The sequence below is a fragment of the Rhizobium laguerreae genome (assembly GCF_002008165.1).
Classification (GTDB): Bacteria; Pseudomonadota; Alphaproteobacteria; order Rhizobiales; family Rhizobiaceae; genus Rhizobium; species Rhizobium laguerreae.
Window position 1 is genome coordinate 288,294 of the sequence record NZ_MRDM01000002.1, and the last position, 17,256, is coordinate 305,549.

Below are 17,256 nucleotides of genomic sequence, written 5' to 3' on the forward strand. Positions count from 1 at the left end.
TCATTACGGCATGAGGCGTTCTAGCGTGGAGGATGGAGAAGTGACAGCGAACTTGCGGGAGAAAGTGGCCTTGGTGGCGGGTGCTACGCGTGGCGCCGGCCGCGGCATCGCGGTGGAACTCGGCGCCGCCGGCGCCACCGTCTACGTGACCGGGCGCACGACGCGCGCTCAGCAATCCGAGTATGCCAGGCCGGAGACGATCGAAGAGACGGCCGAACTGGTAACCGCCGCAGGCGGTAAGGGTATCGCCGTGCAGGTGGACCATCTCGTCAAGCAACAGGTCGAGGCGCTGGTCGCCCGCATCCGCGAGGAGGCCGGCCGACTCGATATTCTCGTCAACGACATCTGGGGCTGCGAGAAACTGTTCGAATGGGACAAGGCCGTCTGGGAGCATTCGCTGGATAAGGGCCTGCGCATGCTGCAGCTCGGCATCGAGACGCATCTGATCACCGCACATTACGCCCTGCCGCTGATGATCGAGCGGCCCGGCGGGCTGCTGGTGGAGATGACCGACGGCACGGCCGAATACAATGCCACCCATTACCGGCTGTCGCCCTTTTACGACCTCGTCAAGACAGGCGTCACCCGCATGGCCTGGGCGCATGCGCAAGATCTGGCGAAACACGGCGCCACCGCCGTTTCGATCACGCCCGGCTGGCTGCGTTCGGAAATGATGCTGGATGCTTATGGTGTTCGCGAGGAGAACTGGAGCGAGGCGACGAAAGTACAGCCGCATTTCGCCATTTCCGAAACCCCGCGCTTCGTCGGCCGGGCCGTTGCGGCCATCGCCGCCGATCCCGACCGCGCCCGCTGGAACGGCCAGTCGCTGTCGAGCGGCGGAGTGGCCAAGACCTATGGCTTCGACGATATCGACGGTTCGCGGCCGGATTGCTGGCGCTACATGGTGGAAGTGCAGGAGCCGGGCGGACCGGCGGATGTGACAGGCTATCGCTAGAGCATGATGCCGAAAAGTGTGAGCGGTTTTCGGACGACAACATGCTCTAACTGTTTAATTTAGAACAGGATGATTTTACTGGAGCAATTCCAGGAACAAAAGGTTAGAGCGGCTCTGCGCTTCCGTGAAAGCTAAACCGCTCTAACGCCCCGTTATCATGCTGTGGCAAGCCGCGCCGCCTCGCGAAACGAGACCAGTCGCTTCGTCTGCTCGTCCCACAGCACCAGCTTGACGCAGCGCAGGCTTTCCATGAGCGTGATGCGGCCCAGATCGGCAAGCTCAGGATGATCTCGCAGCACCTCCGGCAGCCGGTAGTAAGGCACCCGGCTCGACAGATGATGCACGTGGTGGATGCCGATATTGCCGGTGATCCACCGCAGCACTGGCGGCAGGTCGTAATGCGAGGCGCCGTGCAGGGCCGCATGCTGGAACTGCCAGTCCGGCTCCTTCGACCAATGTGTTTCCTCGAATTGATGCTGCACGTAGAACAACCAAACGCCGGCAGCACCTGCCAGAAGCACGGTCGGCAGATGCACCAGTAAAAAGGGGACGATCCCGACCGCCCAGATCAGCAGCGCGGCGACCACCGCGATGGCAAGATTGGTCGCCATGGTCGAGATCCAGGGCAGGGCGCCGGAGCGCATCATGCCGAAAGGCAGGCGCTGCTTGAAGAGGAACAGCCATGCCGGTCCGATCCCGAACATCACGATCGGGTGCCGGTAGAGCCGGTAGCCAAGCCGGCCCCAGCGCGACAGCGCGTTATATTCGGCGATCGTCAGCGTTTCGATATCGCCAACGCCGCGCTCGTCCAGGTTTCCGGCCGAGGCGTGGTGTTCCGCATGCGCCCGGCGCCAGTAGTCGTAGGGCGTCAGCGTCAGGATGCCGATCGTGCGTCCAACCCAGTCGTCGACGCGGCGACGAGCGAAAAACGAGCCGTGGCCGCAATCATGCTGGATCATGAACAGCCGGAGCAGGAAAGCAGCGGCGGGAAGGATGAGGATCAGGCCGGGCCAGAAACTGTAATGAACCGCTGCCCAAGCGGCAGCCCAGAACAGCGCGAAGGGGACGACTGTGACGGCAAGCTCGAAGGCGCTGCGTCCGGCCCGCGGCTGGCGATATCCGGCAAGGATCTTCAGCCAGCGCTTTTCTGCGAAAAGTGCGGATCGCTCCGGGTTGTCGTCGGGCTCTCCCAAAGGGGCCACTTGGATTTCCTCGCACTCGCTGCGGCGCGCAGATTCGATCATAGAGTGACGCCGTGAAAGGCGGCGATCGCCGAAAAGCCGAGTGCAATCACCACGGCCGAGCGAATGAGGAAGAGCGGATAGTCGAAGTTGTACATTGTATTAAGAGTTGTCATGGTTGCAGCAATTCCTGTTTTTCCGAAAACATGTCAATGGGTGATGGTGTCGCGCCGGAGCGCGGCGCGTCCGACAAGACGCGCTATCACTGGCGCTGTTATGCGCACGGGGGCGGAGCGGGGGCTCGATAAGAGGTTCTATTTCTTTGGAGCACTGCCCTGCGGGGCAGTTTTGGTCGCCGTCTTCATCTGATTGGCGAATGTGCTTTCCACCTTCGCTGCCTGCTTGTCCTTCTTCGGCTTCCGGACCTCGCGATTGCTTCTTACTTGTCCTTTTGCCATCGATAAAATCTCCCTTTAGATCGAAATTGAAAGCCGCAGCCTGCGTGGTATTCGCCCCGCTTGTCGGTCGCGATCGGAGATCGCGGGATCGTCATGAGGGGCAACCCGACAACACCGGGCCGCAGGGATGGAATGAAAATGATGCCTGCTGAAACCGCATCGCAGTCTGGAGGCGGATGACCGGAGAGGTCACCGAAAGCCAAACCCGACGTTGAGACGGGACGTCACCATGCTTTCGCGATCGGGAAAATGGCGGGGCCGGAAATCCGGTCACCGCAAATGCCGCATCGGCCAAATCAGCGAGCCCTCCTTATAGAGTAAAATTGAGGTGCCATTAAGGCCGCCGCCGCAGGAAAGCCATATTTCCACAGGGGATAAAGCGTGCCGCGCAAAGGGGGCGGCGGTTTTGCGATAACGACATTCGAAACAATAGGACTAAAGCGAGAGATGAATCTTCCGACGCGCTTATTCATTCACGGGAAACAGGCGGATCAGCTTTGTTCTTTCCATCTCCGCACGGCCTGATGCAGACATGATGCCGCGGGCCAAACAGAGTTCTATGTCCCGTCCGATATCGAGCGGCACCAGCATGCCGCCGGCCTTGAGCAGGCGGTCTGTCATCGACAGAAGCATATCCACTTTCGCCTGGCAGCCATCGCTTTCCAGGAGCGCCACCCGGCGCTCCCTATCGATGTCGGCAAGATCGCTATCCTGTTGCCGTTGTTGGTAAGCCCCGAATTGCACCCATCCGAAATAACCGGCCGCTGCGACGCAGATACAAAGCAGGAGGGTTTTTCGCACAATATTCCTTCGGAGCCGGGCGGCTCGCTTGCCGCTAAAGCATGTCGCGCAAAAGTGTGAAGCGGTTTTGCGCTAACGGCATGCGTAAAACAAAAACCTAAAGCGCGAGGAGTGAATCTGAAAGATCGCGACGCGCTTTAGAACATCAGTGAGAGCATGATGTCGTCCGAAAACCGCTCACACTTTTCGGCATCATGCTCTAGCCGGCGACGCGTCTTTCGCGGGGCAATCCCTGTATCGCATATCGATTGAAGACGGGGGTTATCGGTTTCGGCGGCGTCTTCAGCTTGCCGAAATGGTGTTCGAGCGCTTGTGAGAGCATGGCCGGCGAGGTGACGCCCTCTTCGAACAGCCTGATCAACAGTATGGCCGCGACGTTGAAGACGCGTTCGTTGCCGATCAGGATTTTGGCGTCGTAGCCGGCGTCGTCGAGCACGCCTTGCAGCATGTCGAGATCGGACGAAGTCAGATGCGACTTTTCGAAAGTGGAAGACATCGGTCCTCCTTTCATCGGGGCAAGGGTATAAAAACCCTCAGTCGGCAGCGCCCGTACACTGGCTGCCGAAGTTGCGACCATGCGCCTTTCACCCAGGCAACGCAACGGGATTCTTGCTGCAGATATCGCTCCGGTTGATGAGTAGCCCGCACCGGTCAGGGTGCGGGCTGATGACGGTCATTCCGCCGCCTGATAGCTGGGTCTCCGGGCGGCCGATGTCCGCGGACCGGCGGCTGCAAGCAAGGTAATCGCCACCGCAAGCAGCGCCACGAAGGCGATGCCGGCGACATAGGGGTCCCAGCCGAAGTGCGGTGCGGCGCCGAAGACTGCCGAGGCCGCCGCAAGCACGATGCCGCCGCCGATCTGGAAGGAGGCGAAGAGCAGTCCGGAGGCGAGCCCCGACTTATCGTCCTCAACGTCCGAAAGGGCCGCGACCTGCACTGAGGGGTAGGTCATGGCGTAACCGAGGCCGAGTGGGATCTGCGAAAACAGCACGAGCAGGATCGGGTCGACATGTCCGAGTGCGGTCACCCAGAAGATATAGCTGAACGCTTGCAGGCCGACACCCGCCGCCATCAGCCCGGTGGCGCCGCGATTTTGCGCGAGCGTCGCAAAACGTGGCGCCAGGAACATGACGAAGACGCCGCCAAGCGCAAAACAGAAGCCGGTGGTGAAGGCCGACCAGCCGATGACGTTTTGATAATAGAGCGTCGCCAGGAACTGGAAGCCGACATAGGCGCCCTGGAAGAGGGCGGCGATGGCATTTGCATGCCGGAGCTTGGCTCGGCGGAACATGCCGAGCGGAACCATCGGATCGGCATGGCGCGCTTCGACCACGAGGAAGAGCAGGATCAGCACCAGCGACGCGGCGAGCGAACCCCAGGTCGGGAAGGCCCGCCAGCCGGCGGCTGCGGCATTGGTGATGCCGAAGACGAAGAGCAGCAGTCCGGGCGTGATCGTCAGCGCGCCGGCCCAGTCGAAGCTCGGCCGCGGTCCCGTCCTTTTCGGGTCGGCCGGCAGCGCCAGCGGCGCAAGAAGGAGCGTCAGTATGGCGACAGGCGCGCCCATGACAAGGGTCGCCCGCCAGCTGAAGATCGTCGCGGCACCGCCGAGCACCATGCCGAGCACGAAGCCGGTGGCGCCGGTCGAGGCGAAGACCCCGAGCGCCTTTGCCCGTGCGGTTCCCTCGCCGAAGACCGAGAGCAGCAGCGCAAGGGCGGCAGGCGCAGTGAAGGCGGCGGCAATGCCCTTGATCAAGCGGGCGGCAATCAGCGTCGGCCCGCTATCGACGAAGCCGCCGGCGATGCTGGCGGCGGCAAAGATCGCCAGCGACCAGAGAAAGACGCGGCGATGGCCGAAGACGTCGGCGACCCGGCCACCGAGCAGCAGGAAGCCGCCATAACCGAGCACATAGGCGCTGACGGCCCATTGCAGCGATGTCGCCTCCATGCCGAGTTCGGCCTGGATGGCAGGAAGCGCGACACCAATGGTGGAGACGTCCATGGCGTCGAGGAAGTTGGCGGTGCAGAGCAGCAGCAATGCCAGCCCCGCCCCGCTTCGCGATTTGGAAAGAGTCATCGAAATCGTTCCTTCGTTGCTGCCGCCTCATCGGGGGAGGTTGCCGGGCGGCAGGGAACGAGAAAATGGACAGCTTCCTTTCCTATTGCAAATTGATAGTAGCCATGCCAGGTATTACTAACGATGATGAATGATGCCACTCTTCGCAAGATCGACCTCAATCTCCTGTTGGCCTTTTCGGTGCTGATGCAGGAGCGCAATGTCAGTCGCGCCGCCGAGCGGCTGCTGCTCGGCCAGCCGGGTCTGTCGGCTGCTTTGCGGCGCCTGCGCGAGGCGCTGGACGACGAACTGTTCGTACGTGTCGGCCGCGGCCTGCAGCCGACCCCGCGCGCCCTTTCCATCGCCCCGGCGATCGAGGATGCGCTGTCGGGCATCGAGCGCGCCATCCGCCCGCAGGCCGAGTTCGATCCGGCAAGCTGGCAGGGCGAGTTCCGCATCGGCATGTGCGACAATCTCGAATCGGCCTTCTTCGGCCCGCTTGCCGCCCGTCTTCTCCAGCTTTCACCCGGCGCCCGGTTGATCGGCATCGCTTCCGAAAAGCGCGATGCCGCGCGCCGGCTGGACGAGGGCGTCTTCGACTTCAGCGTCTCCGTGCATGACCAACCGGCCTCCTGGCACATCCGCGCGCCGCTGTTCGATCAGGCCTCGATCTGCATTTACGATGCCGCCCAGCTCCGGCTGAAGGCGCCGCTGAGCCTTGAAGATTTCGCCAATGCCGCCCATCTCACCGTCTCGTTCGAAGGCAATGCCGCGACCAGCATCGACATCGCGCTCGGCCGCACCGGCCACGTCAGACAGGTGGTCGCGACGGTGCCGCGTTTTTCCGCCTTGCCGACGGCACTGCGGGCGATGCCCGCCATCGCCACCGTGCCGGAATCGATCGGCCGCTGCATGGCGCAACTGCATGGACTAACGATCTGCGCGCCGCCGCTTGCGCTACCGGCCGATCCCGTGACCATGCTCTATCGCCGCGTCGACCAGGCGGACGGCCGGGCGCGCTGGTTCCGTCGCCTGTTTCTCGATGTCGCCAGCGAGGCGCTCGAAGCCTCGGGCTGCCGCGTATCGATATCGAGAGTTGCGGCCTGAGCCTTAAAGTTCGCCCTTGTGAAAATAAGCTTCGAGGCGGTAGCCGTCCGGGTCGATGATGAAGGCGGCATAATAGAAGCGCCCGTAATCCGGCCGCACACCCGGTTCACCATTATCCGTGCCGCCGGATGCGACCGCCGCCGCGTGAAAGGCATCGACCGCGGCCTCATCAGGCGCGACGAAGCAGAAATGCAGCCCGGATCGCATGTCGGCAACAACAGGCTGCTCGACCTGCATCACCCAGAGCCCGACCGTTTCCGGGCCGTAGCCGATCATGGTGTCGGAATTAGACAGGCGCTCATATCCGAGTGGCGCCAGCGCCGCATCGTAGAAACGGCGGGCTCTTTCCAAGTCTTTTACGCCGATGGAGATATGATCGAACATGGACTGCGAACTCCTTCTCTGCTCATCCCCGGTGTGAGCTCTCTCATCACCGGTGTGAGCTCTCTCACCCCCAAGATGGCACGATGACAACATCTTTCAACCGTCGTTCTAAGTCAGCGAACGGGCGCATCGTCAGCGGCCTGCGCGCTCATTCATGGCCGGCGATTCTGTCCAGCGCCTTGGCGAAGAAATCGGGGGCTCCGAAATTGCCGCTCTTCAGCGCAAGCCCGAGCGGTCCGGAGCGGTCGGCCACGAGAACCGGTACGCCGGGATCGATCTCCGGCCCGATCATCATGTTCTTGAGACCGAGCGCTTCCACCACCGCGCCGGAAGTTTCTCCGCCGCCGACGACGATCTGCCGCATGCCGGCATCGGCGAGCCGCCGCGCCAGCCCTCCAAAGAAGGTCTCGATTTTTTCAGCCACGTCCTCGCGCCCGAAACGCTGCTGCACGAAGCTCACCACTTCAGGAGCGGCTGTCGAATAGACGATCGGATTTTCGGCGGCATTCGCTTCCACCCAGCGTGCCGCGCGCTCCACCGACATTGATCCGCGCATCAGCACCGCCGGATCGATCGCAAGCCCCGGATGGTTCTGCAGGTGGCAGGCGACCTGGTTCTGCGAGGTCGTGGAGCAGGAGCCGCAGATCACGACACCAGGACCCTCGACCAGAGGCACTTCGGCCGCCGTACCTGAGAGCTTGCCCTGGTTGCGGAAATTCTGCGGCAAGCCCTGCGCAATGCCAGAGCCGCCGGTCACCAGCTTGTGGTCGGCGACCGCGGCCGCGATCGTCGCCAGGTCGTCGTCCTCGATGGCGTCGACGACGACGAGGCGGTGGCCGGCGGTGAGTTCGGCGCGCAGGCCGTTGCGCAAGGCCGCAGCGCCCGAGCGCACCACGTCGAGCGCAATGCTGCCGATTTCGCCTTTCGTCTGCTGCTGCAGCCAGCGGCGGATGTCGGGATCGGTCATCGGCGTCAACGGATGGTTCTGCATGCCGGATTCGCTAAGCAGCCGGTCGCCGACGAAGAGATGTCCCATGAAAAGCCTTCGGCCGGTCGCCGGAAAGGCCGGGCAGACGACGGCGACGCCGGTGCCGGTGAGGCGCAGCAGCGCTTCAGCCACCGGCCCGATATTGCCTGAAGGCGTCGAATCGAAGGTCGAGCAATATTTGAAGACGATCTGCTCGCAGCCCTGCTCGAGCAGCCAGCGCGCCGCCTCCAGCGACTGGCGCACCGCATCGTCGACCGGCGCTGAGCGCGTCTTCAGTGCGACGACGCCGGCCTCGCAATCCGTCTTGCCGCGGCCGGTGCCGACGAACTGAACGGTCGACATGCCGCCTCTCGCAAGCGTGTTGGCAAGATCGCTGGCGCCGGTGAAATCATCGGCAATCGCCCCAAGCAGCATGTCAGGAAAGCTCCGGCAGGCGGCCTTCGAGCTCGTCCTCGATAGGTACGTGAATGATCTCGTCGAAGGATGTTTCAGCGCCGAAGCCGAGCGCCTGCGCCCGGCTCGCATCGGAATTGCCCGGCGCAGCCACCAGCTTGCGGCCGGCCATTCCGGCCGCGCCTATGACAAGGATTTTCATCTGAAGCGGCCCTCCACTCGAAGACATCGACGCCGACTTCCGGGCGCGAGTCGGCCCCGAACCGGCAATGTCTCAGTTAAGACAAGGCGAGCGACGCTGTCACGTGATTTTGGGGGGAGGGCGCAGTTCGGCTCGGTGCTGCTGCGGGCGGCTGCGATGAACCGGGAACGGACAAGCAGTTCTACCTGCGGCAGCCTGAGGCTGGGCATGCCGCATCCTGCCCAGGTCTCGTTCTAACCAGCACCCTCGGCGACGCTTTGCATCTGCTGCAGGTTCGTCACCTCATAGGTCCAGACTCGAAACGCCTTCAGCACATGCGGTCCGAAGGAATTGATGAGCGGTATGTCGGCGGCGTCGCGCCCGCGTGCGACGATGATACGACCGATCCGCGGCGTATTGTTGCGCGGATCGAATGTATGCCATGCACCGTCGAGGAAGACCTCGATCCAGGCGCTGAAGTCCATCGGGTCGACGACCGGAATACCGATGTCGCCGAGATGGCCATTGATATATCGGGCAGGAATGTTGAGGCAACGGCACAGCGCCACCGCGAGATGCGCAAAGTCGCGACAGACGCCGACACGTTCGTGAAACGCCTCGAAGGCTGTCCGCGTCGATCGCGCCTGCATGTAGTCGAATTGGATGTGGCCGTGAACGAAGTCGCAGATCGCCTGAACGCGGCCCCAGCCGGGTGAGACGGTGCCGAACATATCCCATGCAATTTGACTAAGACGATCCGTCTCGCAATAGCGGCTGCCCATCAGGTAGACGAGGCAATCATCCGGCAACTCCGAAACCGGGAGTTCCCTGGCGCCTGGCAGCGACCTGTCCGGTTGGCCATCGTCTTCGATCGTCGCATCGCCCCATATGGTCAGGTCGCCCGCTGGGGCAACCAGCCGAAGACAGCGGTTGCCGAAGAGGTCGCGATAAGTCGATGTGGGAACATCGGGGGTGGTGAAGACCGTTTCCGGAATTCTGATGTCGGCGGCACGATCATCATGAACCGACAACAGGCACACCAATGCGGTCGGCTGCGGGCAGGTCAGCGTGATTTCATAGCCGTAACGGATCAACATGGAGCGTTTTCTCGCGCGTCCGGATCCCGCTAGCGGAAATCCGCCGCAGTTAGAGTATAAAAGGCGCGGCGGCGGTAGGAATAGGCTTTGTGTGCCACGTCCTGAATGGAGTTGCGCAGGGCGTCGAACGCCGAAAGCCACCTCGTTTCCGAAGGCTCGGTTCTTTGCAATGTGGTGTCGGATTTCGCCAGCGCGTCAACCTCGATGAAGAACAACACCTGGAACATGCCGTCGTGGCCGACGAAGCGCACCGCATTTCTCGCCGCATCGAAGCTGCGGCTTTGATTCAGAAAGGCTAGCGCCATGGTTGAACCGGCGGGGTCTGACGAGCGCTCCGGGCGGCGTCCGACAGCCTCAGCCATTCCTTCCGGTATCCTATGTTGAGAAGATTGAAGGACATCATGTCTTTCCCGGCCTGCGGACGGCTCTTCCCGGTCACGGCATGGTCGGCGTGCACTGGAACGTTTGCTGAGACACGATAGACGGTCGACGAACGGGCGGATTCGATCCGGCGGTCGTGTTCGATCTCCATGGAGTAGCGGCCGGAAGCGCTACATTTGTTTTCCCATGTGCCGACGGCAAAGGCATTCCTTCGTTCGGCTTCGTCTTCATGGCTGTTCACGATGTCAACCTTTCGTCATTCGGGCCGTGGCCATGGCCAAACGTCCTCTCGATCAGTGTTGCGCCGCTGCCGGCGGGCGTTAGGTCTACCAGTTCCAGGCTGTCTTCCGTCGCGACCCGCTCATGACGTTCATCGTCACTGCGGATGCGGTATTGCAGCACATTTCCTCTCAGAGGCAGCGTGGCGGTAATGCGGTATGTCTCGGGGAGCTTGGAGGGAACGACCAGGAACCCGTCCTTCACCCGGACAGTCTGTCCAACCTTGAAGATATGTGTTGCTGCCTCGCGCCGGATCGAGCGTCCATTGCGTTGCGGGATGCGCGTAGCGGTCATGACGGTTTGTGGTCCTCTTCGAGCGCGGTTTCGAGATCTGACAGGTGGATAGGCATCATCTGCTGCGTCGAACTCTGCGCGGCAATCGCCGGCAGGTGGATGAAGGCGCCGACCCTTAGCCAGGCAAGCCTGGAAACGCTATCGATCAATTCCTCGTCATAATCGACGCGGTATTCTCCGGCTGGCTGCGCCCCGTCGAAACCGGGCAGGCGGAATGGGAATGAAAAGCGGACGACGGTTTGTGTGGTGCGACTGGTCACGGCTGAGGCCCCCGCAGGAAGACACCGATGCGTTTCCTGTATCGTTGAGTTCCGAACCGGAGGAACTCGATGCTGCCGGTACATCCGCGGTCAGCGCCAAGCTCATTCCGGATCGCAATAGGCGAAATCAACGCCGGAACGACGTCATAGATTGCTATCGAAAATTCAGTGGTGATGGCGGGTCGTAGGTCTCTGACACCGCGAAGCCAAGTCGGCCAAATCGACGAGGCCTATCATTGCGCCTCGATTGAGTTTAAATCAAGATAATTCGGATTTATCTATGAAAAACGCCAAATTAACTCGATGGCCATTTAAATAAAATTGGGTGCGGCGGCGTAAAAATTCTATTCACTTCCTGATTATTACAAATATCCGCCCAAATTGATTTCCTGAATTTTCCAGAAATTCCCTGCGTGAACAATATTTCTTGGCACTCCTATCAATCGAGTGCCACGAGTGCTATTTATGAATTGCAGCCGCCCTACGCGCCGGCAGCAGAAAGACCTCTATGAAATTCCGTTCACTTCACGACCGCGTCGTCATTCGACGTGCGGAAGGCGATGTCAAATCCAAGGGCGGGATCATCATTCCAGACGCCGTCAAGGAGAAGCCGCAGCAAGGCGAAGTGGTCGCAGTCGGCCCGGGCCTGCGCGACAAAAGCGGCAGTCTCGTCCCGCTCGATGTCGAGGTCGGTGATCTCATTCTGTTTGGAAAATGGTCGGGTAGCGAGGTCACGATCGATGGCGAAACCCTTCTGATCATGAAGGAGATCGACATCATGGGCATCGTCGGAAAGACCGAAGCGGCTGCCGGCAAAGCCGCCTGAGGGTCGAAAATTTGTGACCCGCAACTCAAGACCGAACTGGGAAGAAATATCATGTCTGCCAAGGAAATCAGGTTCTCCACCGACGCGCGCGACCGCCTGCTGCGCGGCGTCGAATTACTCAACAACGCCGTCAAGGTGACGCTTGGCCCGAAAGGTCGCAACGTCGTCATCGACAAGGCCTATGGCGCACCGCGCATTACCAAGGACGGCGTCAGCGTCGCCAAGGAGATCGAGCTCGAAGACAAGTTCGAGAACATGGGCGCGCAAATGGTGCGCGAGGTGGCTTCGAAGACCAATGATCTTGCCGGCGACGGCACGACGACGGCAACGGTGCTCGCCGCCTCCATCTTCCGCGAAGGCGCAAAGCTCGTCGCCGCCGGCATGAACCCCATGGATCTCAGGCGCGGCATCGATCTCGGCGTTACCGCCGTCGTCAAGGAAATCCAGGCGCGGGCGATGAAGGTCAAATCGTCAGGCGAGATCGCACAGGTCGGCACCATTGCCGCCAATGGCGACGCCACCATCGGCGAGATGATCGCCAGGGCGATGGACAAGGTCGGCAATGAGGGCGTCATAACCGTCGAAGAGGCGCGAACCGCCGAAACCGAACTCGATGTCGTCGAGGGCATGCAGTTCGATCGTGGCTATCTCTCGCCCTATTTCGTCACCAATGCCGAGAAGATGCGCGTTGAACTGGAGGAGCCCTATATCCTCGTTCACGAGAAGAAACTCGGCAGCCTGCAGGCAATGCTGCCGATCCTGGAAGCCGTCGTACAGACCGGCAAACCGCTGCTCCTCATCTCGGAGGATGTCGAAGGCGAGGCGTTGGCGACGCTTGTCGTCAACAAGCTGCGCGGTGGCCTGAAGGTCGCAGCCGTCAAGGCGCCGGGTTTCGGCGATCGCCGCAAGGCCATGCTCGAAGACATTGCCGTGCTGACCGCTGGCCAGATGATTTCCGAGGATCTCGGCATCAAGCTCGAAAACGTCACGCTCGATATGCTCGGCCACGCCAAACGCGTGCTGATCGACAAGGAAAGCACCACGATCATCGACGGCTCCGGCGAGAAAGCGGCCATCCAGGCGCGCATCCAGCAGATCAAGGCGCAGATCGAAGACACCACCTCCGACTATGACAAGGAAAAACTGCAGGAACGCCTGGCGAAACTCGCCGGCGGCGTCGCGGTCATCCGCGTTGGCGGCGCGACCGAGACGGAGGTCAAGGAAAAGAAGGACCGCATCGACGATGCGCTGAACGCCACCCGTGCGGCGGTCGAAGAGGGCATCGTGCCCGGCGGCGGCGTGGCACTGTTGCGTGCAAAGTCGGCGCTCACGGGACTGACGGGGGAGAACGCCGACGTGACGGCGGGCATCTCGATCGTGCTCAGGGCGCTCGAAGCTCCGATCCGGCAGATCGCCGACAATGCCGGGTTCGAGGGCTCCATCGTCGTCGGAAAACTCGCCGGCAGCAATGATCACAATCAGGGCTTCGACGCGCAGACGGAGACCTATGTCGATATGATCGAGGCCGGCATCGTCGATCCTGCCAAGGTCGTGCGCACCGCTCTGCAGGACGCCGGCTCGATCGCTGCGCTGCTGATCACCGCCGAGGTGATGATCGCCGACATTCCCGCGAAAAATTCTGCGCCTGCGGCCGGAAATGGCGGCATGGGCGCTATGGGATACTAAAGCATCATGCCGAAAAGTGTCAGCGGTTTTCGGACGACATCATGCTCTAACTATTTAATGTAGAACAGGAACCAGATTTTAGACCCGGCCTAAAATCATCCTATTCTAAGGCCAGCTTGAACCGGTCCGGCGTCGCCGGACGGCACAACCCGAACAACAGACAGGGAGAATTCCAATGTCCGTGCAGAGCAGCAGCAAGACATCGATTACCCAGCGTTTCGACAGTTACCAGCCATCCAAGACGCTTCTCGCCTGGGCCTGCGTCGTCACGGCGATCGCCACGATGATCATCGGCTTCAGCTGGGGAGGCTGGGTCACAGGCGGCACATCAAGCAAAGCGGCAGCCGCCGCCGGCGAGACCGCGCGCGGCGAACTGGCGTCCGCCATCTGCGTCGAGCGGTTCAAGGCGGCGCCGGATGCGAGCGCTAAACTGATCGAGTTCAAGGCGATTACCGAAGGCTACAAGCAGCGTCAGTTCGTTGAGGCGGGCGGTTGGGCGACCATGCCTGGGCAGACCTCAGCCGATAGCCGAAGTGTTCAAGGCTGCGCCACGGCGCTTGCCATCTGACACCGTTTTCCAGAGCGCTCCGATATACGTGCGGAGCGCTCCCACTGTTGAAGCAGGAAATGACCCATGATCCGTTTCGTGAAAAAGAGCGACCCAAAGCCAGCCGCAGAAGACGCCGGCGGCGAAAGCGTCAAGAAAGTCCCTGAGGCAGCCGCCGACGGGCCTAAGAAAGCCGCCAACGACAGCACGCGTCGCCGCGCGCCGCAGGCGCCGGAAGACGACGATCCGCTTATCTGAGCACAGCGCCGCACCGCTGTTGACGACCTAGCGATAGTCCAGCCAGATCCCTCCGGCATCGGCGGAACGCACGCAGGTTTCCACCCAGCGCACTCCTTCCAGTCCCGCATCGACATCGGGAAAGACCAGCTCTTCGATCCCCGCAGGAGCGAGGCCGCGCTCTCTGTTGATGGCAAAGCCGAAGCGGCGATAGAGGTTCGCCCAGGCTTCGAAGAGACCTTCCGGATGGCCGCCGCCGATCCGGTCGTCGATCCTGGCCTCGGGGTAGAGATAGTCCATGCCGCGCTCGAGAATGCGGGCCGGTTCGCCCTGGATCTCGTATGACAGCTGGTTCGGCCGCTCGTCCCACCATTCGATACTGGCCTTCGAGCCGACGATGCGGATCTTCTGGCCGTGCATGGAGCCGGCATTGACGGCGCTCGACCAGATGGTGGCGATCGCGCCATTGTCATATTCCATCAGGGTCACCGCATTGTCTTCCAGCGGCACGCGGCTTTTGACGAAGCTCTGGCGGGTGCAGAGCAGCCGCCTGATCTTCAGATGCGGCAGGATGACCTTGGCGATATAAAGCGGGTGGGTCCCGACATCGCCGAGCACATAGCTGGGACCTGCGAATTTCGGATCGACGCGCCAGCGCGTCGCGGGGTTCTGCTCCTCCACCGCAGCACTATGGAAGCCATGGGCAAATTGCAGGTTGACGATGCGGATTTCGCCGAGATCGCCATTCCTGACCATCGCGCGCGCCTGCTCGATCATCTGGTGGCCGGCATAACCATAGGTCACGCCGACGATCCGGTCGCGCACTTCAGAAAGCGCCTTCAGCTCCTCGGCTTCGGCGGTCGTGAAGCAGAGCGGCTTTTCGCAGATCACGTGCAGATCATGTTCGAGTGCTGCCTTGCAGATCGCGAAATGGGTGTTGTTGGGTGTCGCGATCGACACGGCCTCGATGCCGTCGGCCCGCCGGGCCTCAGCCGCAAACATCGCCGCATAGTCCCGGTAGCTCCTGGCTTCGTCGAGCCCGAGATCGATGCCGAAGGCGCGCCCGCGTTCCGGATCGATATCGAAGGCGCCCGCCGCAAGGGCAAAAACGTCGTCGCGATGCGCTGCCGAGCGATGAATATAGCCGATCTGGCTGCCTCTGCCGCCGCCGACCATGCCCCAGCGGATCGGCTTTTTCCTGTCATTCGTCATCATCTTTTCCCTAAAAACCAACCGAGCTGAGGTAATCGCGGCTTTGCTTCACATCTTCGAGGCTGCCGGCGACATTGAGTGGATCGCGCTCCTGCTCGACGGTGATGAAGCCGTGATAGCCGATCTCCTCGAGCGTCCGCCTGACGGCGGGATAATCGATGACGCCGCGGCCGATCGGGCACATGACGCCCTGTCCGCAGGCCTCGAAGAAGCGGATCTTCTCGCCAAGCACACGGTCGAAGACGGCCTGGTCGATGTCCTTGAAGTGGACGTAGTCGAGCCTGTCGGCATAGCGGCGAAGCATCTCCACGGGATCCATTCCGGCATAATAACTGTGGCCGGTGTCGAGGCAGAAGCCTGCGATCTCCTGCGGAATGGCGCCTGCCACCCGCTCGATCTCATCGGCGAATTCGATATAGCCGCCCGCATGCGGGTGGATGACGGCGCGCACGCCGTATTTGCGCTGGGCGAGTTCGGCGATCGCCCTGATATTGGCGATCATCCCGGCCCAGGCCTTGTCGTCGAGACGCGGCGCGCGATCGGAATGGCCGGCGGCATAGTCCCGCTCGTCGTGCCCCCAGTCCATGACCGTGAGATAGGGAGTCTTGAACCGCTGGCCTTCCATCTGTTCCGGCTGCGGCAGCCTGGTGATGACGGCGCAGATTTCCTCCGTCTGCCGCAGCAATGTCTCCCGATTTTCAGGCGAGACGAGATCGTCGAAGATCGTGCCGGCGACGATGAAGAGATTGCGCTCGGCAAGCGCCTTTGCGACGAGCCCATCATCGAGTGGCACATAGCCGTACGGCCCGAGTTCGAGGCCGCCATAACCAGCCGCCGTCGCCTCGTCGAAGACGCGCTTCCAGACGGGAAGGTTTGGATTGTTGACGTCATCAACGCCCCAGCAGCAGGGGGCTGTCGTAATCGTGATGGTCACGGTTTTATTCCTGAAAAGTGGGGGCCGGGAAGATGTTGACGATCAACCAAGTTTCCCGGGCCAGTATTTGTCGACATATTTCTGGATTTCGGAGCGCATGAAGCGGCCGGAATCATCGGCACGCTCCTCCCAGCCGAAGACGCAGGCGGTGATGATCCCGTCGAACCCGACCGCGGCGAGTGAGGAGAAGAAGACATCCCAATTGATCTCGCCCTGGTACATATCCATGTGCTGATGGATGGTGACCTTCGCGCCCGGCGGATTGATGATGTAGCGCAGCCCTGACGATGCCTTGTGGTTATAGGTATCGGCCACATGCACATGGGCGATCAGCGGACCGGCATCGCGGATCATCCGCGCCATGTCGTCACCGAAATAGAAGGTATGCGGCGCGCAGTAGAGGAATTTGACGTTCTTCGAGCCGATGGTCTTCAGCATGTCGATCGCCGGATGCAGCGTCTCGCACCAGTCTTCCGGATGCGGTTCCATGTTGAGCGTGACGCCCTCGCGCTCGAACACCGGAACGAGCTCTTCGATCGAGCGCCACCAGGCAGCCTCGCTGTGCTCGTGGGTATGCATGCCGCCGCAGCAGCTGGCGCGGTGGCTGCGATCCGGCGACGGTCCGCGGCCGAATTCCGAATTCATCGTATCGCAGCCCATCTCGGCAGAAATCGCGATCGCTTCCTTCCAGTAGCGTACTGCCGCCTGCCGCTCGTCCTCATGCGGGCTCGCCCAGCGGTACATCGGCAGGATCGAGGCGAGCTGGAGGCCGTGATCCTTCAGAGCGGCCTTGAATTCCGCGATGCGTTCCTTGTGTGCCCGCGGGCGCACCCACCAAGGCAGAAAATCGTCGCGCGGTGAGAGCTCGATATGCTCGTAGCCGAGTTCCGCCGCCTTGCGGCAGAGGTCGCGCAGGTTCAGGTGACGGTGCATATGCGGGTCGAGTGCGATCTTCATCTGGTTCCTCCGTTATCCCCCAGCGGCTTCGCGCCGGTGGATGAT

The 17,256-nt window shown here is 61.6% G+C and carries 21 protein-coding genes; 6 read left to right on the top strand and 15 right to left on the bottom strand.

Annotated elements, in window-relative coordinates:
• Nucleotides 1-40 precede the first annotated feature (40 nt).
• A complete protein-coding gene (locus tag BS630_RS01690) occupies nt 41-955 on the top strand; it encodes an SDR family oxidoreductase (protein ID WP_077976033.1) in 915 nt (304 codons plus the stop codon).
• A 155-nt stretch (nt 956-1,110) separates the two neighbouring features.
• Here BS630_RS01690 and BS630_RS01695 read toward each other — a convergent pair whose 3' ends face one another.
• From BS630_RS01695 to BS630_RS01710, 4 genes are all read right to left on the bottom strand, one after another.
• Nucleotides 1,111-2,148, bottom strand: a complete 1,038-nt coding sequence (locus BS630_RS01695) for a fatty acid desaturase (protein ID WP_017959652.1) — start codon at nt 2,146-2,148, stop codon at nt 1,111-1,113.
• A 911-nt stretch (nt 2,149-3,059) separates the two neighbouring features.
• Nucleotides 3,060-3,395, bottom strand: a complete 336-nt coding sequence (locus tag BS630_RS38505; protein ID WP_077976034.1) for a hypothetical protein — start codon at nt 3,393-3,395, stop codon at nt 3,060-3,062.
• 199 nt (nt 3,396-3,594) lie between these two features.
• Complete coding sequence (locus BS630_RS01705; RefSeq protein ID WP_017959655.1) at nt 3,595-3,972, bottom strand: hypothetical protein; 378 nt, start codon at nt 3,970-3,972, stop codon at nt 3,595-3,597.
• 96 nt (nt 3,973-4,068) lie between these two features.
• Nucleotides 4,069-5,469 carry an MFS transporter gene (locus BS630_RS01710; protein ID WP_077976035.1) on the bottom strand — a complete coding sequence of 467 codons (1,401 nt, stop codon included), beginning with the start codon at nt 5,467-5,469 and terminating at the stop codon, nt 4,069-4,071.
• A 123-nt stretch (nt 5,470-5,592) separates the two neighbouring features.
• On the opposite strand from BS630_RS01710, the gene BS630_RS01715 reads away from it, so the two are divergent.
• Nucleotides 5,593-6,555: a LysR family transcriptional regulator gene (locus BS630_RS01715; protein ID WP_077976036.1), complete on the top strand. Its 963-nt coding sequence runs from the start codon at nt 5,593-5,595 to the stop codon at nt 6,553-6,555.
• Between the two features lie 3 nt (nt 6,556-6,558).
• Here the strand turns inward: BS630_RS01715 and BS630_RS01720 are convergent, their stop codons facing one another.
• The 8 genes from BS630_RS01720 to BS630_RS01755 all read right to left on the bottom strand — a co-directional run bounded on the left by BS630_RS01720 (nt 6,559) and on the right by BS630_RS01755 (nt 10,812).
• On the bottom strand, nt 6,559-6,939 hold the full coding sequence (locus tag BS630_RS01720; protein ID WP_077976037.1) for a VOC family protein: 381 nt from the start codon (nt 6,937-6,939) through the stop codon (nt 6,559-6,561).
• 148 nt (nt 6,940-7,087) lie between these two features.
• Nucleotides 7,088-8,341 carry a 3-oxo-tetronate kinase gene (gene otnK / locus BS630_RS01725; protein WP_077976038.1) on the bottom strand — a complete coding sequence of 418 codons (1,254 nt, stop codon included), beginning with the start codon at nt 8,339-8,341 and terminating at the stop codon, nt 7,088-7,090.
• A 1-nt stretch (nt 8,342) separates the two neighbouring features.
• Nucleotides 8,343-8,522, bottom strand: a complete 180-nt coding sequence (locus BS630_RS01730) for a hypothetical protein (RefSeq protein WP_077976039.1) — start codon at nt 8,520-8,522, stop codon at nt 8,343-8,345.
• A 233-nt stretch (nt 8,523-8,755) separates the two neighbouring features.
• Nucleotides 8,756-9,598: a transglutaminase-like domain-containing protein gene (locus BS630_RS01735; protein WP_077976040.1), complete on the bottom strand. Its 843-nt coding sequence runs from the start codon at nt 9,596-9,598 to the stop codon at nt 8,756-8,758.
• Between the two features lie 29 nt (nt 9,599-9,627).
• Entirely contained in the window at nt 9,628-9,903 is a 276-nt protein-coding gene (locus BS630_RS01740) for a DUF1488 family protein (protein ID WP_077976041.1), read from the bottom strand.
• Nucleotides 9,894-10,220 carry a hypothetical protein gene (locus BS630_RS01745; RefSeq protein WP_077976042.1) on the bottom strand — a complete coding sequence of 109 codons (327 nt, stop codon included), beginning with the start codon at nt 10,218-10,220 and terminating at the stop codon, nt 9,894-9,896. Before BS630_RS01745 ends, BS630_RS01740 begins: the two co-directional genes overlap by 10 nt.
• Nucleotides 10,217-10,552: a hypothetical protein gene (locus BS630_RS01750; RefSeq protein ID WP_020049211.1), complete on the bottom strand. Its 336-nt coding sequence runs from the start codon at nt 10,550-10,552 to the stop codon at nt 10,217-10,219. The genes BS630_RS01745 and BS630_RS01750 overlap by 4 nt, the downstream gene beginning before the upstream one ends.
• The gene (locus tag BS630_RS01755) at nt 10,549-10,812 is read right to left on the bottom strand and encodes a hypothetical protein (RefSeq protein ID WP_077976043.1); all 264 of its coding nucleotides are present in this window, start codon (nt 10,810-10,812) and stop codon (nt 10,549-10,551) included. The genes BS630_RS01750 and BS630_RS01755 overlap by 4 nt, the downstream gene beginning before the upstream one ends.
• Before the next feature lie 508 nt (nt 10,813-11,320).
• On the opposite strand from BS630_RS01755, the gene BS630_RS01760 reads away from it, so the two are divergent.
• From BS630_RS01760 to BS630_RS37210, 4 genes are all read left to right on the top strand, one after another.
• The gene (locus BS630_RS01760; RefSeq protein ID WP_077976044.1) at nt 11,321-11,638 is read left to right on the top strand and encodes a co-chaperone GroES; all 318 of its coding nucleotides are present in this window, start codon (nt 11,321-11,323) and stop codon (nt 11,636-11,638) included.
• A 51-nt stretch (nt 11,639-11,689) separates the two neighbouring features.
• On the top strand, nt 11,690-13,324 hold the full coding sequence (gene groL / locus BS630_RS01765) for a chaperonin GroEL (RefSeq protein WP_077976045.1): 1,635 nt from the start codon (nt 11,690-11,692) through the stop codon (nt 13,322-13,324).
• Nucleotides 13,325-13,499: 175 nt separating this feature from the next.
• Nucleotides 13,500-13,892, top strand: coding sequence for a hypothetical protein (locus BS630_RS01770; RefSeq protein ID WP_077976046.1), 393 nt, complete (start codon nt 13,500-13,502; stop codon nt 13,890-13,892).
• 66 nt (nt 13,893-13,958) lie between these two features.
• The gene (locus BS630_RS37210; RefSeq protein ID WP_165503767.1) at nt 13,959-14,129 is read left to right on the top strand and encodes a hypothetical protein; all 171 of its coding nucleotides are present in this window, start codon (nt 13,959-13,961) and stop codon (nt 14,127-14,129) included.
• A 27-nt stretch (nt 14,130-14,156) separates the two neighbouring features.
• On the opposite strand, the gene BS630_RS01775 is transcribed toward BS630_RS37210, so the two are convergent.
• Genes BS630_RS01775 through BS630_RS01785 form a run of 3 tightly spaced genes read right to left on the bottom strand, consistent with a single transcriptional unit; the run spans nt 14,157 to nt 17,211 of the window.
• Nucleotides 14,157-15,323: a Gfo/Idh/MocA family protein gene (locus BS630_RS01775; RefSeq protein WP_077976047.1), complete on the bottom strand. Its 1,167-nt coding sequence runs from the start codon at nt 15,321-15,323 to the stop codon at nt 14,157-14,159.
• 7 nt (nt 15,324-15,330) lie between these two features.
• Nucleotides 15,331-16,254: a TIM barrel protein gene (locus BS630_RS01780; protein ID WP_077976048.1), complete on the bottom strand. Its 924-nt coding sequence runs from the start codon at nt 16,252-16,254 to the stop codon at nt 15,331-15,333.
• 42 nt (nt 16,255-16,296) lie between these two features.
• Entirely contained in the window at nt 16,297-17,211 is a 915-nt protein-coding gene (locus tag BS630_RS01785) for a sugar phosphate isomerase/epimerase family protein (protein ID WP_077976049.1), read from the bottom strand.
• Nucleotides 17,212-17,256 lie beyond the last annotated feature (45 nt).